The sequence below is a fragment of the Uniformispora flossi genome (genome assembly GCF_049534875.1).
GTDB classification, from domain to species: domain Bacteria; phylum Actinomycetota; class Actinomycetes; order Streptomycetales; family Streptomycetaceae; genus Yinghuangia; species Yinghuangia aomiensis.
The window spans coordinates 105,377-125,237 of record NZ_JBMULZ010000010.1 but is presented as its reverse complement, the minus strand read 5'-3'; the positions used below and the strand labels follow the sequence as shown (position 1 = coordinate 125,237).

Sequence of the window (19,861 nt, the reverse complement as noted above, 5' to 3'; positions counted from 1 at the left end):
GAAACGGGCGAATTCCATCCCGTACGGCGGAGCCTGACGCACCCTCAAGCGGCGCGCACTCGTTGGTTTCCGCGCTTCCGGATCACCCCCGCGAGGGAACCCCGCCGCAGACGTTGGATTTCGATCACTGCATGCGACAAGTTGGTCACACGACGTCGCCGCGCCGGAGGGGTTGGCCACCCCGTCCGGCACTCGATCAGCACCACCGAACTCCAGGTCCGCACAAGGCGCTCCGCGCGAGCCGCCGCCGGCCCGGAACCATCACGGAGGACTCTCATGAAGCGCACTCTCGGCACCCTCGCCGCCGCCCCCGTCGCCGCCGTCGTGCTGCTCCTCGGCGCCGGCGCCGCGTTCGCGGACAACGGTGCGGATGCCAACAACGGGTCCACCTCCACCTCGACGACGACGTCGACGTCCACCACGTCGAACTCGGGCAGCGGAAACGTGACCGGCGGCGTGGACGGCAACTACAACGCCACGCAGCAGAGCGCCACAGGCTCGGGCGCCAACAACCAGAACAACACCGCGGGCGTGAAGGACAACGGCGGCGTCGTGGTCATCCAGCAGGGCAACACCAGCCACGGCCTGGCCAACCAGGGCGCCTGGGGCGGCTTCTTCCCGTTCTGGTCCTGACGGAACGACCGACGGCCCGCGACTGCTTCGGCGGTCGCGGGCTGTTGTGTTGTCGGGGGTGGGTGCCGACGGGCGCGTTCGGTGTCCTCTGCCTGCTTGCTGATGCCCCGTCAGCGGGTCGCGCCTCCCCCGGACGGGCATGGCGCCTTTGGTGCGGGGCGGGAGCGGGAACACCCCTCTGCAAGTGGTGCTGTGCGGGCGGGAGGCCGACGGATGGGGCGTAAGCGGGAGGTTGCGGTCGGGAGGTTCGGGCGGTTTCGGGGGAATGCGCCCGCGCCGGAGGCAGTGCCCGGCGGGCGGAGCGTGGACGGGAGCGGGCCGCCGGGTGGGGTGGGGGCCGCCGTGGGGGTGGCGAACGGGGCCGCGGTGTCGGCCTCGTACGTGAACGGGCGGGCGGATCCGCCGTGGCCCGGGCGGCGGGTGCCGCTCGGCGCGCGGTGGGACGGGACGGGCACGAACTTCGCCGTGTGGGCGGGCGGTGCGGAGGCCGTCGAGCTGTGCCTGTTCGAGGACGGCCCGGGCGGCAGTCTGCGGGAGACCCGGCTGCCGCTGCGCGACCGGACGTTCCAGGTGTGGCACGGCTACGTCCCCGGCATCGGCCCCGGCAGCCGCTACGGCTTCCGCGTGCACGGCCCGTGGGACCCCGCGCGCGGGGCCCGCTGGAATCCGCAGAAGCTGCTGCTCGACCCGTACGCCCGGGCGATCGACGGCTCTTTCGTCCTCGACGACGCGGTCTACGGCGGCGGGCCGGACGGCCCCGACCCGCGCGACTCGGCGCCGTTCGTCCCCAAGTCGGTCGTGGTGCAGGACGACGCCGACTGGTCGCACGACCGCCGTCCGAAGACCCCGTGGGCCGAGACCGTCATCTACGAACTGCATGTGAAGGGCTTCACCGCCCGCCACCCCGGCATCCCCGACCACCTGCGCGGCACCTACGCCGGACTGGCGCACCCGGCCGCGCTCGACCACCTCGTCCGGCTCGGCGTGACCGCCGTCGAGCTGCTGCCGGTCCACCACTTCGTCGACGAGGAACACCTGCTGCGCAAGGCGGGCGGCAACTACTGGGGCTACAACTCCATCGGCTACTTCGCCCCGCACGCCGGCTATGCCGCGTCGGGCGGGCGCGGGGGCCAGGTGCACGAGTTCCGCAGCATGGTGCACGCCCTGCACGACGCCGGGATCGAAGTGATCCTCGACGTCGTCTACAACCACACCGCCGAGGGCGGCCCCGACGGCCCGATGCTGTGCTTCCGCGGCATCGACAACGGCGGCTACTACCGGCTGCGCGACGGAGGCCGGAACTACACCGACTACACCGGCTGCGGGAACACGCTCAACGTCGTGCAGCCGCACGTGCTCCAGCTCATCACCGACTCGCTGCGCTACTGGGTCACCGAAATGGGCGTGGACGGCTTCCGGTTCGACCTCGCGGCCGCCCTCGCCCGCTCGATGCACGATGTCGACCGGTTGTCGTCGTTTCTGACCGTGATCGGCCAGGACCCGGTGCTGTCCCGCGTCAAACTGATCGCGGAGCCGTGGGACGTCGGCGAGGGCGGCTACCAGGTCGGCGCGTTCCCCCCGCTGTGGACCGAGTGGAACGACCGCTACCGCGACACCGTGCGCGACTTCTGGCGCGGCGCCCGCCCGGACGTGCGCGAGCTGGCCTACCGGCTCTCCGGCTCGTCCGACCTGTACCAGCAGGACGGCCGCCACCCCTACGCGTCGGTCAACTACGTCACCGCCCACGACGGCTTCACGCTGCGCGACCTCGTCTCCTACGAAAACAAGCACAACGAGGCCAACGGCGAGGACAACCGCGACGGCACCGACGACAACCGCGCGTGGAACTGCGGCTACGAAGGCGAGACCGCCGACCCCGCGATCGGCCTGCTGCGCCGCCGCCAGCTGCGCAACATGATGACCACGCTGCTGCTGTCCACCGGCGTGCCCATGCTGGTCGCGGGCGACGAGATGGGGCGCACACAGCGCGGCAACAACAACGCGTACTGCCAGGACAACGAGCTGAGCTGGCTGGACTGGTCGGCGTTGGACGATCCGCACTGGCGGCCGCTGCTCGACCTGACCGCGCGGCTCGTCCGGCTCCGCCGCAGCCATCCGGTGCTGTGCCGCCGCGCGTTCTACTCCGGGCGGCCGTCGTTCCCGGACGGGCTGCGCGACCTCGCGTGGTTCACCCCGGCCGGCCGGGAGATGACCGACCGGGACTGGTTCTCGCCCGGGGCGACGCTCGGCATGTACGTGTCCGGCCTGGACATCGAGCAGCGCGGGCCGCGCGGCGAGCGGATCGTGGACGACAGCTTCCTGCTCATCCTGCACGCGTCGTCGCAGCCGATGCCGTTCGTGCTGCCGGGCGAGCCGTGGGCGCACTCCTACGAAATGGTCCTGGACACCGCGCTGGACACCGATCCGATGGCGCGCTTCAACGAGCCGGTCCCGGGCGGATCGGCGCTGACCGTGGCAGGGCGCTCCGCGGTGCTGCTGCGGGTGGAGCACGCTGTCTGGGCACCCACCTGAGCCGCCCGTCTCCCGGTCCCGGGCCGCACCCGCATGCTGTGGCGTACGCCACCGTAGGGGCTGTGCGGCACCCGTATCCGGAGGATGTCACTCTGGTAGGGCGCGGGCCCCGATCCGCGCCCCGTCGCCACCGCACGGACCGCCGCACGAACGGAGCCCGCCGCCGATGACCGCGCCCACGCCGATCCTGACCACCGCACCGAATTTCCGCGATGCGGGCGGCCACGCGACCGCCGACGGGCGCAAGGTGCGCACCGGAGTCGTCTACCGGTCGGACGGTCTCGCCGCGCTGGACGGCCCGGACACCGAAACGTTCGTGCGCCTGGGCATCGGCCTGGTCTGCGACCTGCGGTCGGACCAGGAGCGCGACAACGAGCCGGACCGGCTGCCGGCGGGTGTCGACCTGCTGATCGCGGACGTCATGGGGCAGGGCAACAACGAGCTGTTCGGCGACGTCTTCGCGGATCCGCAGCGGGCCGGCGAGACGCTGGGCGGTCAGGCCGGGATCGACCTGATGAGCGAGGTGTACCGGCGGTTCGTGACCACCGGGCTCGCCCGCGAGGCGTACCGCAAGGTCTTCACGCGGATGGCGGAGGCCGAGCGGGCGTCGGTGTTCCACTGCTCGCAGGGCAAGGACCGCACCGGCTGGACGTCGGCGGTGCTGCTGACGCTGCTCGGCGTGCCGCGCGAGACGATCCTCGAGGACTACCTGGCCAGCGCGGCGCACCTCACCGAGAAGAACAGCCGCATCCTCTCGGTGATCGCCGAGCGCGGGTTCGACCCGGAGCACCTGCGGCCGATGTTCTCGGTGCGCGAGGAGTACCTGAACACCGCCTTCGGCGAGGTCGAGACGCACTACGGCACCGTCGAGGACTACGTACGCGACGGCATGGGCGTGCCGCAGGCGAGCATCGACGCGCTGCGGGCCCGGCTGCTGGAGGGCTGACCCGGCGCAGGCCCGGCCACCAGGATCCCGGCCGTCGGCGTACCGTCGGCCCCCGTGCCGGGCCGGGCCGCGTGCCGGGCCGCCGACCGGCGGGTCACCACATCGCATGCTGCACCACCAGTGCGCGGTGGGCGGTGCGCCCGCCCGCGGCGGTTTCCGCGCCGGCCCGGCGCAGGGTGTCGCGCAGCAGGGCGACGACGCGCCGCGGTTCGTCGCGGATCTCGCGCGGCAGGACCGGTAGGACGAGCAGCCCGGCGGCTTCCAGGCGGGCCCGGCGGGCCGCGGTCCGCGCTTGGTCCCGGGGCGAGCCGTGGTGCACCACCGAGTCGACTTCGGCGGCCACCCCCTCGTCGGGCCACAATGCGTCCGGGCGGCCCAGGAAAGCGCCGTCGCGGGCGGACACGTGCGGGTTCCACAACGGCTCCGGGAGTTCCGACCGGGTGATCGCGCGCCGGAGATCGGCCTCGGGCACCGAGCGCAGGCCCACCCGGGCTTCGGCGAGGAGCGGCGCCAGCCGGGTCCGCTCCCGGGCGGGCAGGCGCTCGCATTCGGCGGCGATCGCGGCGGGGTCGCACAGCCGCGTCCGGACGCTGCCGAGGACCACCGAGCGGGCGTCCTGCTCGCGCGCGAGCCGCCGGCAGGCGTCGACGACCGCCCGGGCGTAGGGCGCGGTCGGCGGGAGCCGGAGCGGCAGGGGCTCGGGCGGCCGCCGGGTCCGTTCGTACCGCACCCCCGGTATCCGACGGCCGTCGAAGCCGCGCGCCACGAGGATGTGCAGTTTCGGATCGAACGGCACGAGGCCCGCGTCGGCGAACTCCAGCGCGGTGAGCCCGGTGACCGCCGCCTCGTGCTCGGCGTCGCGCACCGCATCCGCGGCAAGCCTCCGCCGAAGGGCGAGAAGCTGCCGCAGCACGGCCGCGGGTGGTGACGAAGTCCTCATGCCGCGACGGTAGTTCGGATGTCGGAGCGGACACGAAAGGCTTTCTCGGACGGGTGAACCACGAGGGCTTCCGACTCGCACACGCGTCCGAACCGGCGGCCGCACCCTCACCCGTCGCCGCAGGTCGGGCGGCGGTCGGCGACGGCCGTGGCCTCCACCGCCCACCCGGCCTGCGTCGAACATCCGATCGGGCAACGCCGCTCGGCACCCGGGTCACGCCTGCCGCGTCGGGAGCACCACGAGCTGGCGGAGGTTCACGTGGCGGGGGCGGGAGGTCGCGTACGCGATGAGGTCGGCGACGTCCGTGGCGGCGAGCGGGCCGAGGGCGTCGAACATCCCGTCGAGTTCGCCGCTGAGCGCCGCGTTGTCGATGTGCGTGCCGAGTTCGGTGTCGGTCAGGCCCGGCTCGATGTTGGTGACCCGGACGTCGCGCGGACCCAGTTCGGTGCGCAGGCTCGCGGAGAGGTGGCTGAGGGCGGCCTTGGTGGCGCCGTACACCGCGTAGTTCGGGAACGTGACGTGCGCGCCGATGGACGAGATGTCCACCAGGTCCGCCGCACCGCCGTCGGCCGCGGCGGCGAGCAGGTCGGCGGTGAAGGCGCGGATGACGCGCAGTGCGCCGGTGACGTTCGTGTCGATCATGCGCGCCCACTCGTCGATGCGGCCGTCCTCGATCGGGTTCGGCAGCATGACGCCCGCGTTGTTGACCAGAAGATCCGCACGGCCGAGTTCGGTGCGGACCCGCGCGGCGGCGGCGTCGACCGACGCCTGGTCGGTGACGTCGACCGCGACGGCGACGGCTCGTCCGCCCGCTTCGACGATCTCGTCGGCGAGCGCCTTCAGCCGGTCTTCGCGGCGCGCCAGCAGCGCGACGGCCGCACCGTTGGCGGCGAGCAGCCGCGCGGTCGCGGCACCCATGCCACTGGCGGCGCCGGTGACGACGGCGGTACGGCCGGCGAGGGCGGGGTAGGTGGCGGCGGCGGTGTTGGTGACGGTGTTGGTGGCGGTGTTGGTGGCGGTGTTCGTCGTGGAGTTCGTCATGGGGTTCGCTCCTGGAGGTGGGCCCGCGTCCGCAAGGGGCGGGGCGTTGCTTCCGGCTTGTGGTCTCCACTTTCGGGCGTCCGCCGCGGCCCACCCAGGGCTGCGGTTTTCCTGGGTCTGCGGTTACCACCTTCGCGACCTGCGCCGCGGCGGCGGCCCGGGTGGGGCTCGTAGAGTCGACGGCATGAGCACCGACACCGCGTACGACGAGCTGGGCGACTTCCTGCGGACCCGCCGCGGTCGGCTGCGGCCCGAAGACGTGGGCCTGCCGGACTACGGGCGGCGCCGCCGGGTGCCCGGACTGCGGCGCGAAGAGGTGGCCCAGCTGGCCGGGGTCAGCGTCGACTACTACATCCGGCTCGAACAGGGCCGCGGCCAGAACGCCTCGGACGCGGTCCTCGACGCCGTCGCGCGGGTCCTGCGCCTCGACGCCACCGAACAGGACCACCTGCGCACCCTCGCCCGCCCCGCCCGCAGCATCCCGGCGGGCACCAGCCCCGAGACGCCGCAGTCGGTGCGGCCGGCGGTGCAGCACATGCTGGACCTCCTGGACGCGCCCGCGTTCGTCCTCGGCCGCTGCATGGACGTGCTCGCCTGGAACGCACCGGGCGACGCGCTGTACGGCTTCGCGACGCGCAGCCCGGAGCTGCGCAACCAGGCCCGGCACGCGTTCCTGGCACGGGGCGACGGACTGTACGCGGACTGGGAGGACGTGGCTGCCGAGACGGTCGCCTATCTGCGGCTCGACGCGGCCCGGCATCCGGGCGACCGCCGGATCGCCGCATTCATCCGCGAGCTCTCCGACGGGAGCCCGGCGTTCCGGAAGCTGTGGGCGGCGCACGAGGTACGCGAGAAGACCTTCGGCACCAAGCGGATCCGGCACGACGCGGTCGGCGAACTGAACCTGAGCTACGAGACGTTGGCCCTGCCCGGCGATGTCGACCAGCTCGTCGTGGCGTTCCAGGCCGTGCCGGGATCGGTGGACGCGGACAAGCTCGCGTCCCTGCCGTCGGGAGTGTCGTCGAGCGCGTGGGCAGCGGTGGCCGTAACGGGCTAGTCACGCTCCGGCGGTGCGTGGCACCCTCGAACAGGCGCACGGCCGCGACCCACTTCCCGCGGATCCTCGCGCAGCGAACAGAAACACCGGTTGGCTACACTCGGTACCGACCACACCAGTTGGCGCTTCCGCGGGGGAGGCAGCACCACATGGATCTTTTCGCATCCATCGGCCGAAGTGCCGAAAAATATGCGATGGACATTACGCATTTGACCACCTTCGAGAACGACATCAAGAAGGTGATCGACGCGCTGAAGCAGGGCCCGATGGGCAGCGACAAACCGGCGGGTGAACCGCTCAAAGCCGGGGCCCTCGGCACCGGCTTCGACGAAGTCACCCGTGTCGAAACTAGCATGGCCCGCATCGGCACCGAACTCGAACGCCTGGCCCGGGTCCTGCACAGCCAGATCGCGGCCATGCAGCTCACCGTCAAGATGGCGAGCGACAAGACCCAAGAGACGGACGAGGCCAATCGGGCCGAGATGTCGCGCATCCTCGCCGACATCCAGCGCTACTCCGCTCCGGCCTTGCCGGACCCATCCCGGGGCGTCGGGTGACGAGATGACCACAGATTTCAGCAAGTTCTCGCACCAGCAACTCATGGACATGGTGGCCCAGGTGAGCCCCGAGTCGGCCACCGGCGCGGCCCTGCGGCTCATCTTCGTCAGCCAGCAACTCAAAGACGCCGCAACCACCCTGGACCTCAAGCTCGCCGACTCCATGAACGGCTGGACCGGCGTGGCCGCGGACTCCTTCCACACCTGGGCCACGGCTGTCACGCAGGCGACGCACCAACTGTCGCAATATTCCATGGACATGGGCAAGCAGGTGGGTCAGGTGGCCTCCGCTGCCGGCGGCGCTACCGCCATGCCGAAACTCCCGACGGCGGAAATGGCCAAGGTCGAGACCGTCAAGGCCATGACCGCGCCCACTGAGGTGGACGCCTTGGACGGGGTCAACGCGATGGCCTACGTGGAACTCCAGCGTCAGGAGGCCATCTCCACGCTGACGCGCATCGCCCACGGATACGACCAGGCCGTGGTGGCGATGGACCAAGGTGTGCCGCCTAGTTATCCACCGCCGGCCAACATCTACGAAGTGCCGATTGACACAAGCCGCAATGGCTTTGATGCACCCGGAGGAGGCGGAGCGGGATCACGCACCAGCGCGGGATCCACCACTCGCGGGACAACAGGAGGAACCACAGGCAATGGGCAAAGCAGCAGTGGTGCGGCCGCTCCGTCTCCGCCCATGCAAACCCTGGCCGAGGGCGGTGGCGGCACCGTACCTGTCACATCTCCGACGTCGGGCGTCGATCTGGCCGGAAACGGGACGCTGCATGCCGACCAGACCGGCCCGTTGACGACCGCGGGCCCTACACCCATGACCAACGTGCCTGGGGAGCCTGCTAAGTACGGTCTGCCCACAGGTCTTCCGCCCATGGGTGGAACCCCAGTGCAACTCCCTTCGAGCAGCAAGCCAGGTCTCCCTGGTGAAGCAGGCCGGTCTGGCGTCCCAGCCTTTGGCAAGCCCGGTGTGTCCGGCGGGAAAGCGGTGAGCAACCCGCGCGAGGTGGCACCGTTGGCGGGTCCACGCGGAGTCCCAGGCAACACCTTGCGCACCGGCCCGATCGAAGGCGGTACCCCCATGCGCGGCCCGGGGGTTCCCCCCGGCGAGGCGCCGCGCGGACTCGGCCGTGGCGGCATGCCGGTCAGCGGCGGCACCGCCAGCCCCGGCGGCACCGATGGTCGTGCCGGAACACCGCGTTCGTCCGTCCGGACTCCCGGCGGCACCGTGGGTGGAGAACCCACAGGAGGGGTCGGTGGACGCCCGTTCTCCCGTGGTGGTTCGGGTATTCGTGTCACTCCGGCGGAGGGTGCCCGACCGGGTGAGGCGTCGCCGACCGGACGCGCCATGCCGAACGGTGCCACGAGTCCGACCCGCCAAGAACGCCGTCGGCGTCGACGTGCTGAATACCTCGAAGAAGACGAGTCCACATGGACCGCGCACGGACAGCCGGTTCCACCGGTCGTCGACTGACGTCCTGACAAGATCGCGGGTGGGTGCTCCCGGCCAGGAGCACCCACCTCGTCCGTTACTGAAAGGACAGTCGATTCATGGGCGTCCAGTTACTGCGACGCGCGTGTGCTGTTGGGGCTGCCCTAACGGCCGTGTGCTCCAGCATGCTCGTGGTTCCACAGCCCGCCTTTGCCGACTCTGCGCGGGCCAAGCAGTGGTATCTCGACGCCTGGAAGATCGACGAGGCATGGCAGATCTCCCGAGGCAACGGGGTCACCGTGGCGGTTGTCGACACCGGAGTCGACGCCACGCACCCGGACTTGATCGGCCAAATCGCCGGCGCCCCTCTGGGCGACGGCGACAACAACGGGCACGGCACCGTCGTGGCTTCGATCATCGCCGGATCCGGTGTCAATGGCGGCGGCCAAGGAGTCTGGGGCGTGGCACCGAAAGCGAAAGTGCTTTCCTTCCGGGTGCCGGACACCCCCAAGAGCGGGATCTTCGACCCGGAAAAGCTCGCCCAGACGATTCGCGCAGCAGCCGATTCCCAAGCGCAGATCATCAACATCTCCATCGCCGGGACGGTCAACTACCCCGACAAGGCGGCGGCCATTCAGTACGCCCTCGACCGCGGCAAGTTGGTCGTCGCCGGCTCCGGGAATGCCAGCGAGAACGGTCGTGTGCCGGTCTACCCGGCGGCATACCCCGGCGTGCTCGGCGTCGGCGCCGTGGACCAAGACGGCAGAACGTGGTCGGACAGCAACCAAGGCTCCTGGGTCTCGATTGCCGCCCCCGGCACCAGGATCGCAAGCGCCTGCACCGAACCCACTCGGTATTGCCTGAGCGACGGCACATCCGACGCAACAGCCCTCACCTCCGGTGTGGCCGCCCTCGTCTGGTCCGTGCATCCCGACTGGACCGCCAACCAAGTCATCAAGCGGCTCACCGACACCGCCCGCAAAGCCGACGGCGAGATCGTCCCCAATGATCAGGTCGGCTACGGGATTGTGAGTCCGCGGAGCGCGCTGCAGTCGACCGACCCGCCAGGCCCCGCGGATGTGAACCCGCTGATGAACCTCCGCGGCATCAAACCGACCCCCACGCCGTCGCCCACACCGCCATCGACACAACCCGCACCAATCGCAGGCGACAGTGCGTCATCACCACCCCCCTCCTCGCCCGCACCCGCCATGGAGTCCGCCGACGGCAAGGGCGGCTCCGACAGCAACCTGCTCCCCCTCACGGCAATCGGCGGCGGAGTAGTGGTGCTGATCGCCGTGGTCGCGCTCTACTTCCGCTCGCGCTGCGGTCGCGGTACGCCGCCTCCGCCCCCGATGCCGCCGGCCCCGCCGCAGGGTTCTTGGTAGCCACGACGCCGCGAGGAACACCGATTCGCGGGAGCCCGATTCCGATCCCACCGGCCGACAGACTCCTGGTAACGGCTCACGTGCGAAATGGGACCGCCGACGTCCGTTCGCCGACCGGTTTTGTGTGGGCTGAGGGCGGACTTCGGTGTCCCCAGGCTGAGGGGCAACCCCCTGACCCCTCGGCGATACCTGCGATACCGTCCGTCATCGGAGCGGGCAGGCCGGGTGTGGCGTGCCGGTGAGCGGGCGGGGTCCGGCGGGCGGAGGAACGGCTCCGGCAGCGTCGACGCCGAGGGAAGGGCGGGCGAATGATCCACGCACTGCGGCCGGGCGATCCGCACGAGGTCGGCGGATACCGGGTGGTCGCGCGCCTCGGTGCGGGCGGCATGGGCGAGGTGTTCCTCGGCCGGTCGGCGAGCGGCCGGCTGGTCGCGATCAAGCTCGTGCGTGCCGAGTTGTCGGTGGATCCGGATTTCCGGGCCCGGTTCCGGCGCGAGGTGGACGCGTCCCGCCGGGTCAGCGCCTTCCACACCGCGGCGGTGGTCGCGGCGGACGCCGATGCCACGCCGGCCTGGATGGTCACCGAGTACATCCCGGGCCCGTCGCTGGAGGAAGCCGTGCGCGGGCACGGGCCGTTCCCCGGCCACGCACTGCGGGTGCTCGGCGCGGGCCTCGCCGAGGCGCTCGAGGCAATCCACGCGTGCGACCTGATCCACCGCGACCTGAAGCCGTCGAACATCCTGCTCGCCGAAGACGGCCCGCGGGTCATCGACTTCGGGATCGCCCGCGCGCTCGAGGGCGCGACGATGACGCGCACCGGGTTCATGGTCGGATCGGTCGGTTTCCTGTCGCCCGAGCAGTTGCAGGCGGAGCGCATCACCCCGGCGGCGGACGTGTTCGCGCTGGGCGCGGTGCTGTGTGCCGCGGCGGGGATCGCGCCGTTCGGCGAGGGCTCCGCGCAGGCGATGCTGTACCGGGTCGTGCACCAGGAGCCGAATCTGGGCGGGCTGCCGGACGAGCTTCGTGCCGTGGTGACCGCGTGTCTGGCCAAGGACCCGGAGGATCGGCCGCAGCCGATGGACCTGGTCCACATGCTGTCGACGGGTCCGGCGGGCGAGTGGCTGCCGCTCGGCGTGCTCGCGTCGGTCCGCGAGCGCCGTGACCACGCCGGGCTGTTGGCCCGGCAGGCGATGGCGGCGGGCGGCAACGCGGCGGGGCAGTCGCGGCCGGGAGTCGCGCCGGGCGCCGGGGCGGCGGGCGGTGCCGCGGCCGTCGGCGGTGCGCTCGCGGGCGGAGCGGCAGGCGCACCAGCAGACGCAGCTGCCGCGGCCTCGTCCGGAACGCCGTCGGAAGGCGCCGGATCCGCGCCGACGGCGTCGTCGCGCGGGAACGCCGACGGGCCCGGAGCCCCGGACAGTGCCGTCCCGCCGACCTCCGGTCCCGGTGCCGCACCCGCCTCGCTCTATGGTCCTCCGCCCGGCGCGTCCTCCGTCCCCCGCCCGGACCCGAACCCGTGGGCGCCCCACGGAGGTCTGACGGGTCCTGCGGCGAGCACCCCAGGCACCGCCCCGCCCCCGTCCACGCCCGGATACCCGCCGCAGCACGGCCCGTTCGATGCTGCGGGAGCCCCGGGCACCCCGAACACGCCGCAGCCCGCCCCGGGTCAACCCCCGATGCCACTGCCGCCCGCCCCCGGCCAACCGGCTCCGCAAGGCCCCTGGCAAACCCAGCACCCCCAGCAACCGCCCCACCCCGCAGGCGGCTACGGCCCCCCGCCCACCCCCGCATCCTCCGGCTTCGAAGGCTGGCCCCCGCCGAGCGGCCCCGCCGCGGCGGGCTCCCCCGGCGTCCCGGACCGCCCCGGCCCGCCTGCGCCCGCACCCGCACCCGGTCCGGAAGGTTGGGCACCCCTGCGGCTTCCCGGCGGCAGCGGGCACGCACCCGGTCCGGTAGGGCCTCCCGGATCCGGCCAAGGCGCGCCGGGAACACCGGGCGCACCGGCACCAAGCATGCCCGGCTTCCCTCCTGGCCAAGGCCAAAGCCAAAGCCCCAGCCCCGCCCCGGGCTCCCCCGCCGACGGCCCGAACCTCCCCAAGCCGGCCACCCCCGGCTCCGCCACCCCGCCCGGCGGCCCCGGCGGCCCCGGCGCCCCCGGCGGAGCGCACGCGAATCCGCCAGGTCCGGGGGCCCTCTCCGCCTACCCGCCCCCGGCCCCGCACCCCAACTCCCCCAACACCCCCAACTCCCCCGCCAACCCGGCCTACCCGCCGCCCGGCGCCCAAGCCCCGGGCCCCGCCGCCGCGTGGCCGCCCCCCGCGGCCACCCCGCCGACCCCCCGCACCACCCCACCCCCGCCCCCGACCGCCCCACCCGTCGTCGGCATGCCCGCCCCTCCGCCGCCGTCGCCGCAATCCGCCGGGCCGAACCCGGGCCCCGGCCTGCCCCCGCCCGGTGCCCCCGCGTACATCCCGCAGGGCCCCGGCCCCAGTCCGCACGCCCACCCGCACGCCCACCCTCAGCCCCACCCGCACCCGCAACCCCCGGCCTGGCAGCAGGGCTACGCCCCGCCGCCCGCCCCCGACAGTCCCGGGCGGCTCGACCGGCTCCCCGGCGGACGCAAGGTCTGGCTTCCGGTGGCCGTCGTCACTGCGCTGGCCGTGCTGGCCGGGGCCGGGGTCGCCATCGCCGCCGCATTCAGCGGCAACGGCGGCGGGAAGGGCACGGGCAACACCGGTGCGAGCAGCGGGCCCCTCGTCCCGGTCGTGCCGTCGCCCCCACCGGGCACGCCCGCGCCCAAGCGCGGCGGCAGCATCGTCGTGGGCGTCTCGGCCGACTCGATGTCGCTCGACCCGGCGACCGCGGAACTCGCCGCGTACGGCGACGGGCAGCGGATGTCCGCTCTCTACGACCCGCTGGTGGTCTTCACCCAGGCGACCGGCACCGTCACCCCCCAGCTGGCCAAGTCGCTCACGACCACGGACGGCGCCCGGTGGACGCTGGAGTTGCGTCCGAACGTCACGTTCAGCGACGGGACGCCGCTCGACGCCGCCGCGGTGAAGTTCAACTGGGAGCGGCTCGCCGACCCGACCCTGCTGTCCCTGCACGCCCAGACGCTCAAGGGCGTCACGCTGACGGTCGTCGACCCGACGCATCTGACGATCCAGCTGGCCGCGCCCGACCGGTCGTTCGACCACGTGGTCGCCGACGAGCTGGCCTACGTCGGCTCGCCCACGGCGATGAAGGCGGACTCGAAGGGCTTTGGGAAGAAGCCGGTCGGCGCCGGCCCGTACGTGCTCAAGAGCTGGGATACGACGAGCCAGGTGTTCGCGCGCAATCCCACCTACTGGCAGGGCGCCGACAAGGCCTACCTGGACGGCATCACCTTCAAGGTGCTGACCTCCGAGGTCGCCACGGCGGCGCTCAATGCCGGCCAGGCCGACGTCGCCTTCATGAGTTCCGGACGCGACACGAGCAGGGCCCAGGCCACCGGCCTCGACCTGATCCCGGTGGTCGGTCCGGGCGCCGTCATGATGGCGTTCAACGCGGCCACCGCCCCGTTCGACGACGTGCGGGCGCGCAAGGCGGTCATCGCGGCGCTCGACGCCGACCAAGTGGGGAAGGCGCTGCAGGCGCAGACCACCGACAGCGTCGTCCCGGACGCCTCCCCGCTGGCCTCGTCCGCGCCGCGGCAGGGCAAGCAGGACCACGCCAAGGCGCAGGCGCTGTTCGACGAACTCGCCGCGGCCGGCAAGCCGTTGTCGTTCACGCTGTCCGGCTCGCAGAGCCAGCTGGCGGCCTTCCAGGTGATCCAGAACCAGCTCGCGGCCTACCAGAACGTGACGTTCAAGTACGAGGTCCTGGACAGCTCGGCGTGGGTCGACAAGTACAGCAAGCGCACCTTCCAGGCCCTGTGGGGCTGGGAAGGCGGCACCGATCTCGACACCTGGCTGCGCGGCGTCACGCAGAGCGGCGCCCCCGCGAACTACCTGGGGTACAAGGACGCCGACGTGGACGCCGGCTGGACGCTGCTCCGCAACGCGTCGACGCCCGCCGACCGGCAGGGCGCGTACACGCGCATCTTCAAGGCGCTCGACGCCGCGCCGCCGTGGTGGATCATGGGGCAGCTGTCCGTGACCGCCGTGCAGAAGAAGGGTGCGCTGAACGGGTTGGACGGCGCCTACGCGGACGGGATTGTGCGGTGGGAGCAGGTGTCCAAGAGCTAAACTCGCGTCTCGTTTCCGGGCACCCGTCCAAGTGGTCTCCCGGCTGTCCTTTGGGGGGCATTTCGCGTGACCGAGCAGGATGAGCAGCGGGACAGCTGGCGTGTCCGCTTGCTGGACTACGGCATAGGAATACTGATCGCCCTGATCCTGACGCCGATCATCGGCTTCGGGGTGCTGCTCGCCGTCTCGGGGACGTTCCGCGACTGGGTCCTGCACTGACCCGCGGCAACGTATGAGGGCCCGCGCCCGGCCGGGTCCGGGCGGCGTCCGGGCGCCGTCTCCGTGTACCGCTTACGGAACTCCGCCGTCCGCATGACGGACGAGAAATCCCGGTCCGCCCTCTGGTAGGACCGGCAATCGGGGCGATACGTTTCGGCGCAGTCCCGCGCACCATGCCCTTTCTCCCGTCACCCCGGGGAGCTACGCGCATAGGTGCGCCCGTTTTGCCCTGGAAAGGACCTGTATGACGCAGCGTCACCTCGGCAAGGCCCTGACCGCCGCCATCGCGGGCTTCGCCCTCGTGGGCTTGGCTGTGACTCCGGCGGCGGCCCACCCGCAACAGGACGACAAGCTGGGCGACAAGCTCGCCCGCAAAGTCACCGCGGACAACGTCATGAAGCATCTCAAGGCGCTGCAGAAGATCGCCGACAAGAACGGCGGCACACGCGCGGCCGGCACTCCCGGCCACGAAGCTTCCGTGGACTACGTCGCGGACAAGCTGGAGGACGCCGGGTACGACGTCCGCATCCAGGAGTTCCCGTTCACCTTCGTCGACGCGATCGCCGAGTCCCTCAAGGTGGTCTCGCCGTCGCCGTCCGACGTGCCGGTCTTCGTCATGAGCTACTCGCCGTCGACACCCGTCGGCGGAGTCACCGCGCAGCTCGCCCTCGCCCCGGTCGACGGCGACGGGACGAACGGCTGCGACGCGGCCGACTACCCGGCGGGCGCGGTGACCGGGAAGATCGTCCTGGTCAAGCGCGGCGGCTGCACGTTCGCCCAGAAGGACACGGTCGCGGCCGCCGCGGGTGCGGTCGCCACGATCATCTACAACAACGTGCCGGGCGAGATCCACGGCACGCTGAGCGACCCGAACGTGGGCGGCGTCCCGACCGGCGGCATCTCGCAGGCGGACGGCGAAGCCCTCGCCGCGCAGGCCGCCGCGGGTCCGGTGACCCTCACCGTGGACCTGCGCGAGTTCCGCGAGGACCGGGTCACCCGCAACGTCGTCGCCGAGTCCAAGTGGGGTGACGCCGACAACGTGGTCATGGCCGGCGCGCACCTCGACTCGGTCACCAAGGGCCCGGGCATCAACGACAACGGCTCGGGCAGTGCCGCGCTGCTGGAGACCGCGACCCAGCTCGCCAAGTACGAGGACCACCCGGCGAACAAGGTCCGCTTCGCCTGGTGGTCGGCCGAGGAGTTCGGTCTCCTCGGGTCGGAGTACTACGTGAACTCGCTGGCCCCGGAGGACCAGCGCAAGCTCGCGCTGTACCTGAACTTCGACATGATCGCGTCTCCCAACTTCGCCGAGTTCGTGTACGACGGCGACGGATCCGGCAGCGGCGCCGACCCCGGCCCGGCCGGTTCGGCGGAGATCGAGGCGTTCATCAACGGCTACCTGGGCCGCGTGGGATCCGCGTACGGGCCCACCGACTTCGACGGCCGCTCCGACTACGGACCGTTCATCGCGGTCGGCATCCCGGCGGGCGGCACGTTCACCGGCGCCGAGAAGATCAAGACCGCCGACGAGGCGGCCAAGTTCGGCGGCCAGGCCGGTGCCGCCTACGACGCCTGCTACCACCAGGCGTGCGACACGATCACCAACATCAACAAGCGGGCGCTCGAACTCAACTCCGACGTGATCGCCTATGCCATGGGGGTGTTCGCGAACAACACCCACATGATCAACGGCGACAACGACGGCAACCCGGGCCTCCCGCCGACACTGCGCGCGACCACCGCGAACCAGCAGGTCCCCGGTGCGCTGCGGACCGGTGACGTCGCGGCCTGACGCCCACCACCGCACCAGCACCGCAAGCACCACACCAGCACCGCACACGCACCGCACACGCACCACTCCAGCACTGGTGCCCCGCCGTACTCCGGTACGGCGGGGCGCTCGCATATGCGGCACCGATACCGCAGACGACAGGCCACCGGGTGTGGCGTCCGCCACCGGCCGGAATCCGGCGTTCCCGGGCAACTCCCCTGCCGCTCGCGCAGATCGGTCAGTAGAGTACGGCCCGGAAAACCCGCCCGGCGGATACCGCACGATCCCGGCGGCTTTCGGACGGACCGACCCCAAAAAACTGCATCGATCTGGCGACATGAGTCGGGGGACTTGTCATGGCCGATCAACCACCCGGGCAGAACCAGCCGACTCCGGGCGCCACCGGCACCGCACCCGGCTCCACACCGGGCACGTCCGCCGGCACGCCGCGGCCGGGCCTGCCGAATCCGCAGACCGGACGGAATCCGGATCCGCAGAACCCGGCGTACCTGCCGGGCATCGATCCGGCGCGCGCCGTCGACTACACGGTCGACCCGGCGCTGCTCATGCCCGCGGCGTCGCGCGCCGACGCGGACGGCGACGCCCTCCAAGGGCTCAGCCGCGGCCTGGCGCTGGGCATGCCCGCGGGAGTGCCGGGATTCCAGACCGGATGGCAGGCGGGCATGCTCGCCGACGCGTGGGCGCACCAGCTCGACGTGCTCGCCCAGGCGGCCCACGCGTGCGCCACGAAGATCCGGGCCACGACCGAGGCGTATTTCCGCGCGGAGTCGGCCAACAGCTCGACGCTGCGTTAGGGCCGCGTCCGATGGTCACGTTCGACGAACTCAAGAACGCGAAGTTCGACGGCATCCGCGCGCACGCCGATGCCTGCACCCGCACGATGAACCAACTCGACGAGATCGTCCGCGACTTCGAACTCGGCGTGTGCGGCGCGACGGAGCAGGCGGGCTGGCGCGGCCACACCGCGGGCACCGCCAACCTCGAACTGGAGGAGACGCTCCGCCGGATCCGCGTCGCCTCCCTCGAAGTGCGCAGCATCGCCGCCGAACTCGACTTCGCCGCGGACGAACTGACGTCCTGCCAGGCGAAGCTCTTCACCGAAATGTACGCCGCGCTCTCCGACGGCCTCACCATCGCCGCCGGCAACGGGCAGTTCTTCGTCACCGAAGCCGCCCCGCCGACGACGCCGCGCGACGCGCAGCAGCAGGCCGCCGCGCAGACCAAGGCCGACGCGTGCGCGCAGCGCCTCCAGCAGGTGCTCGACGCGGCCTCGGCCGCGGACGCCCGCCACGCCGCGGCCCTCGCCCGGCTGAATCCCGACGAGGTCGCGGCGGGGGACGACGCGGCGCTGAAGAACGCGATGGCCGACCTCGACCGCACGTTCACCGGCATGGACCCGCAGCAGACCGCGGTGTGGTGGATGTCGCTGAGCGCGGCGGAACGGCAGACGTACCTCACGAACTTCCCGCAGCAGCTCGGCGGCATGGACGGGCTGCCCGCGACCGTCCGCGACCAGGCCAACCGGCTCGCGCTGAGTTCCCGGCTCGCCGAACTCAACCCGCTGGTGACAGGCGGCACCGCCACATCCCGCGAGAAGCGCGAGTACGAGAACCTCAGGCAGATCAACGCCGCCATGGCCACCAACCGCGACCGGCCGGCCGAAGCCCAGCTCATGCTGCTGGAGTTCGGCAGCAAGTCGGCGGACGGCGAAGTGGTCATCGCGGTCGGCAATCCGGACACCGCCAAGAACACCGTCGTGCAGGTCCCCGGCGCGAACACCACGCTCAAGGACAGCCTCCCCCAGCAGCTGAGCCGGCTCACCAAGCTCCAGCACTACTCCGACAAGCTCACCGCCCAGCCCGGCGACGCCGCCGCGATCCTGTGGCTCGACTACGACGCGCCGGAAATGTCGGCCACCGGGTTCAGCAGCGCCCTGGGCCCCGGCCGCGCGCAGGAAGGGGCGTCCGCGTTCAACCGGTTCGTCAACGGCATGCGCGCCGCCGGGCCGCCCGGCCGGCACCTGACCGCGAGCGGCCACAGCTACGGCACCGACGTGATCGCCTACGCGGCGAAACAGCAGCCGAACGGATTGGCCGTCGACGACATCGTGTTCATGGGCAGCCCCGGCGTGCACACGGACAACGTGAACGGCCTCCGGCACGATCCCGCCCACGTGTTCGCCGGGATGTCCGGCGACGACGCGGTCGCCCCCTGGGGCGCGCTTGTGCACGACCGGCTGCCCAACGACCCGGACTTCGGCGCGGCCCACCTGCCGACCAACGCCGGCGGCCACTACAGCTATTGGAACGAGTCGGGGCCGGACAAGCCCGACGTCAGCCTCACTGCCCAGGCGAACGTCACGATGGGCGTGTACCAGGATCTCGACCAGTACCGGCCGCAAGCCGCCGCGCCCGTCGACCAGCCCGCCGGGACGCCATGACCGAGCACACGCCCGACGTGCCGGTGCACGAGACGCGGAACTCCGCGTACCGGCTCCTTCTCGACGTCCTCGGTGCCGCGGGCGTCGACCGCGTCGAGGGCTACATCGACCTGTCGCCGGGCACCTGCACCGGCGGCTTCGACCGGCACCGCATCACCGACGGGTACTACACACTCGGCGTGCTCGCCAACATCGCCATCCCGGACGGCGCCCAGCACGACACGTTCGCCCGCCTCCACGATTTCGCCCGCGGCCGCGGCAACGACATCGCCGTCTACACGAACCCGCCGAACGGCACCCCGCACGGCGCGTGGCGCCTGTCCGCCTCGGTCCCGGGCGACCACGGCCAGCGCTACGGCTTCACCGTCTTCGTCGCCGAACACCCCGGCTGGACTCTCATCGCGGCGGGCCCCAACGGCTGCCGCCGCCACCCGGGGCCGGTCGACGACCTGGGCCCGTACAGCCTCCCGGCACTGGTCCCCGCCCTCCCGGCCGACGCCCCGATCTGGACACCGGCCCCCCGGGCGGACCCGGCACCGCACCCGACGCCAACGCCAACGCCGCAACCGAGCGAGACCCGGGCAGACGCGGGCACCCCGCTGGGGCACATCACCGACGCCCTCGGGTAGCGCGGCGCACCGCCCGAGAAACG

At 72.0% G+C, this 19,861-nt stretch carries 15 protein-coding genes; 13 read left to right on the top strand and 2 right to left on the bottom strand.

What is annotated here, in order from left to right; translation table 11 throughout:
* Window positions 1-276 precede the first annotated feature (276 nt).
* The 3 genes from ACPA54_RS22365 (at window position 277) to ACPA54_RS22355 (ending at window position 4,111) form a co-directional block, all read left to right on the top strand.
* A complete protein-coding gene (locus ACPA54_RS22365) occupies window positions 277-633 on the top strand; it encodes a hypothetical protein (RefSeq protein WP_423532449.1) in 357 nt (118 codons plus the stop codon).
* A gap of 213 nt (window positions 634-846) precedes the next feature.
* Entirely contained in the window at window positions 847-3,165 is a 2,319-nt protein-coding gene (glgX, locus tag ACPA54_RS22360; RefSeq protein WP_423532448.1) for a glycogen debranching protein GlgX, read from the top strand.
* A 166-nt stretch (window positions 3,166-3,331) separates the two neighbouring features.
* Complete coding sequence (locus ACPA54_RS22355; RefSeq protein WP_345673183.1) at window positions 3,332-4,111, top strand: tyrosine-protein phosphatase; 780 nt, start codon at window positions 3,332-3,334, stop codon at window positions 4,109-4,111.
* Between the two features lie 94 nt (window positions 4,112-4,205).
* On the opposite strand, the gene ACPA54_RS22350 is transcribed toward ACPA54_RS22355, so the two are convergent.
* Both ACPA54_RS22350 and ACPA54_RS22345 read right to left on the bottom strand, forming a co-directional pair.
* Window positions 4,206-5,051, bottom strand: coding sequence for a hypothetical protein (locus tag ACPA54_RS22350; RefSeq protein WP_423532446.1), 846 nt, complete (start codon window positions 5,049-5,051; stop codon window positions 4,206-4,208).
* A gap of 213 nt (window positions 5,052-5,264) precedes the next feature.
* On the bottom strand, window positions 5,265-6,092 hold the full coding sequence (locus ACPA54_RS22345; RefSeq protein WP_423532444.1) for an SDR family oxidoreductase: 828 nt from the start codon (window positions 6,090-6,092) through the stop codon (window positions 5,265-5,267).
* A 184-nt stretch (window positions 6,093-6,276) separates the two neighbouring features.
* Between ACPA54_RS22345 and ACPA54_RS22340 the strand changes: the two genes are divergently transcribed.
* The 10 genes from ACPA54_RS22340 (at window position 6,277) to ACPA54_RS22295 (ending at window position 19,838) form a co-directional block, all read left to right on the top strand.
* Window positions 6,277-7,149 carry a helix-turn-helix transcriptional regulator gene (locus tag ACPA54_RS22340; protein ID WP_423532442.1) on the top strand — a complete coding sequence of 291 codons (873 nt, stop codon included), beginning with the start codon at window positions 6,277-6,279 and terminating at the stop codon, window positions 7,147-7,149.
* Window positions 7,150-7,298: 149 nt separating this feature from the next.
* The gene (locus ACPA54_RS22335) at window positions 7,299-7,706 is read left to right on the top strand and encodes a hypothetical protein (RefSeq protein WP_423532440.1); all 408 of its coding nucleotides are present in this window, start codon (window positions 7,299-7,301) and stop codon (window positions 7,704-7,706) included.
* A gap of 4 nt (window positions 7,707-7,710) precedes the next feature.
* A complete protein-coding gene (locus ACPA54_RS22330) occupies window positions 7,711-9,189 on the top strand; it encodes a hypothetical protein (protein WP_423532439.1) in 1,479 nt (492 codons plus the stop codon).
* 149 nt (window positions 9,190-9,338) lie between these two features.
* A complete protein-coding gene (gene mycP / locus ACPA54_RS22325) occupies window positions 9,339-10,535 on the top strand; it encodes a type VII secretion-associated serine protease mycosin (RefSeq protein ID WP_423532437.1) in 1,197 nt (398 codons plus the stop codon).
* A 308-nt stretch (window positions 10,536-10,843) separates the two neighbouring features.
* Window positions 10,844-14,758, top strand: a complete 3,915-nt coding sequence (locus ACPA54_RS22320) for an ABC transporter substrate-binding protein (RefSeq protein WP_423532435.1) — start codon at window positions 10,844-10,846, stop codon at window positions 14,756-14,758.
* Window positions 14,759-14,824: 66 nt separating this feature from the next.
* Window positions 14,825-14,977: a hypothetical protein gene (locus tag ACPA54_RS22315; RefSeq protein WP_345673175.1), complete on the top strand. Its 153-nt coding sequence runs from the start codon at window positions 14,825-14,827 to the stop codon at window positions 14,975-14,977.
* A 244-nt stretch (window positions 14,978-15,221) separates the two neighbouring features.
* Complete coding sequence (locus tag ACPA54_RS22310) at window positions 15,222-16,769, top strand: M28 family metallopeptidase (RefSeq protein ID WP_423532433.1); 1,548 nt, start codon at window positions 15,222-15,224, stop codon at window positions 16,767-16,769.
* Window positions 16,770-17,104: 335 nt separating this feature from the next.
* Window positions 17,105-17,563: a hypothetical protein gene (locus ACPA54_RS22305; protein WP_423532431.1), complete on the top strand. Its 459-nt coding sequence runs from the start codon at window positions 17,105-17,107 to the stop codon at window positions 17,561-17,563.
* Between the two features lie 11 nt (window positions 17,564-17,574).
* The gene (locus ACPA54_RS22300; protein WP_423532429.1) at window positions 17,575-19,209 is read left to right on the top strand and encodes an alpha/beta hydrolase; all 1,635 of its coding nucleotides are present in this window, start codon (window positions 17,575-17,577) and stop codon (window positions 19,207-19,209) included.
* Window positions 19,206-19,838 (top strand): hypothetical protein, encoded by a 633-nt coding sequence (locus tag ACPA54_RS22295; RefSeq protein WP_423532428.1) that lies wholly within the window; start codon window positions 19,206-19,208, stop codon window positions 19,836-19,838. Before ACPA54_RS22300 ends, ACPA54_RS22295 begins: the two co-directional genes overlap by 4 nt.
* The last annotated feature ends 23 nt before the right edge of the window (window positions 19,839-19,861 follow it).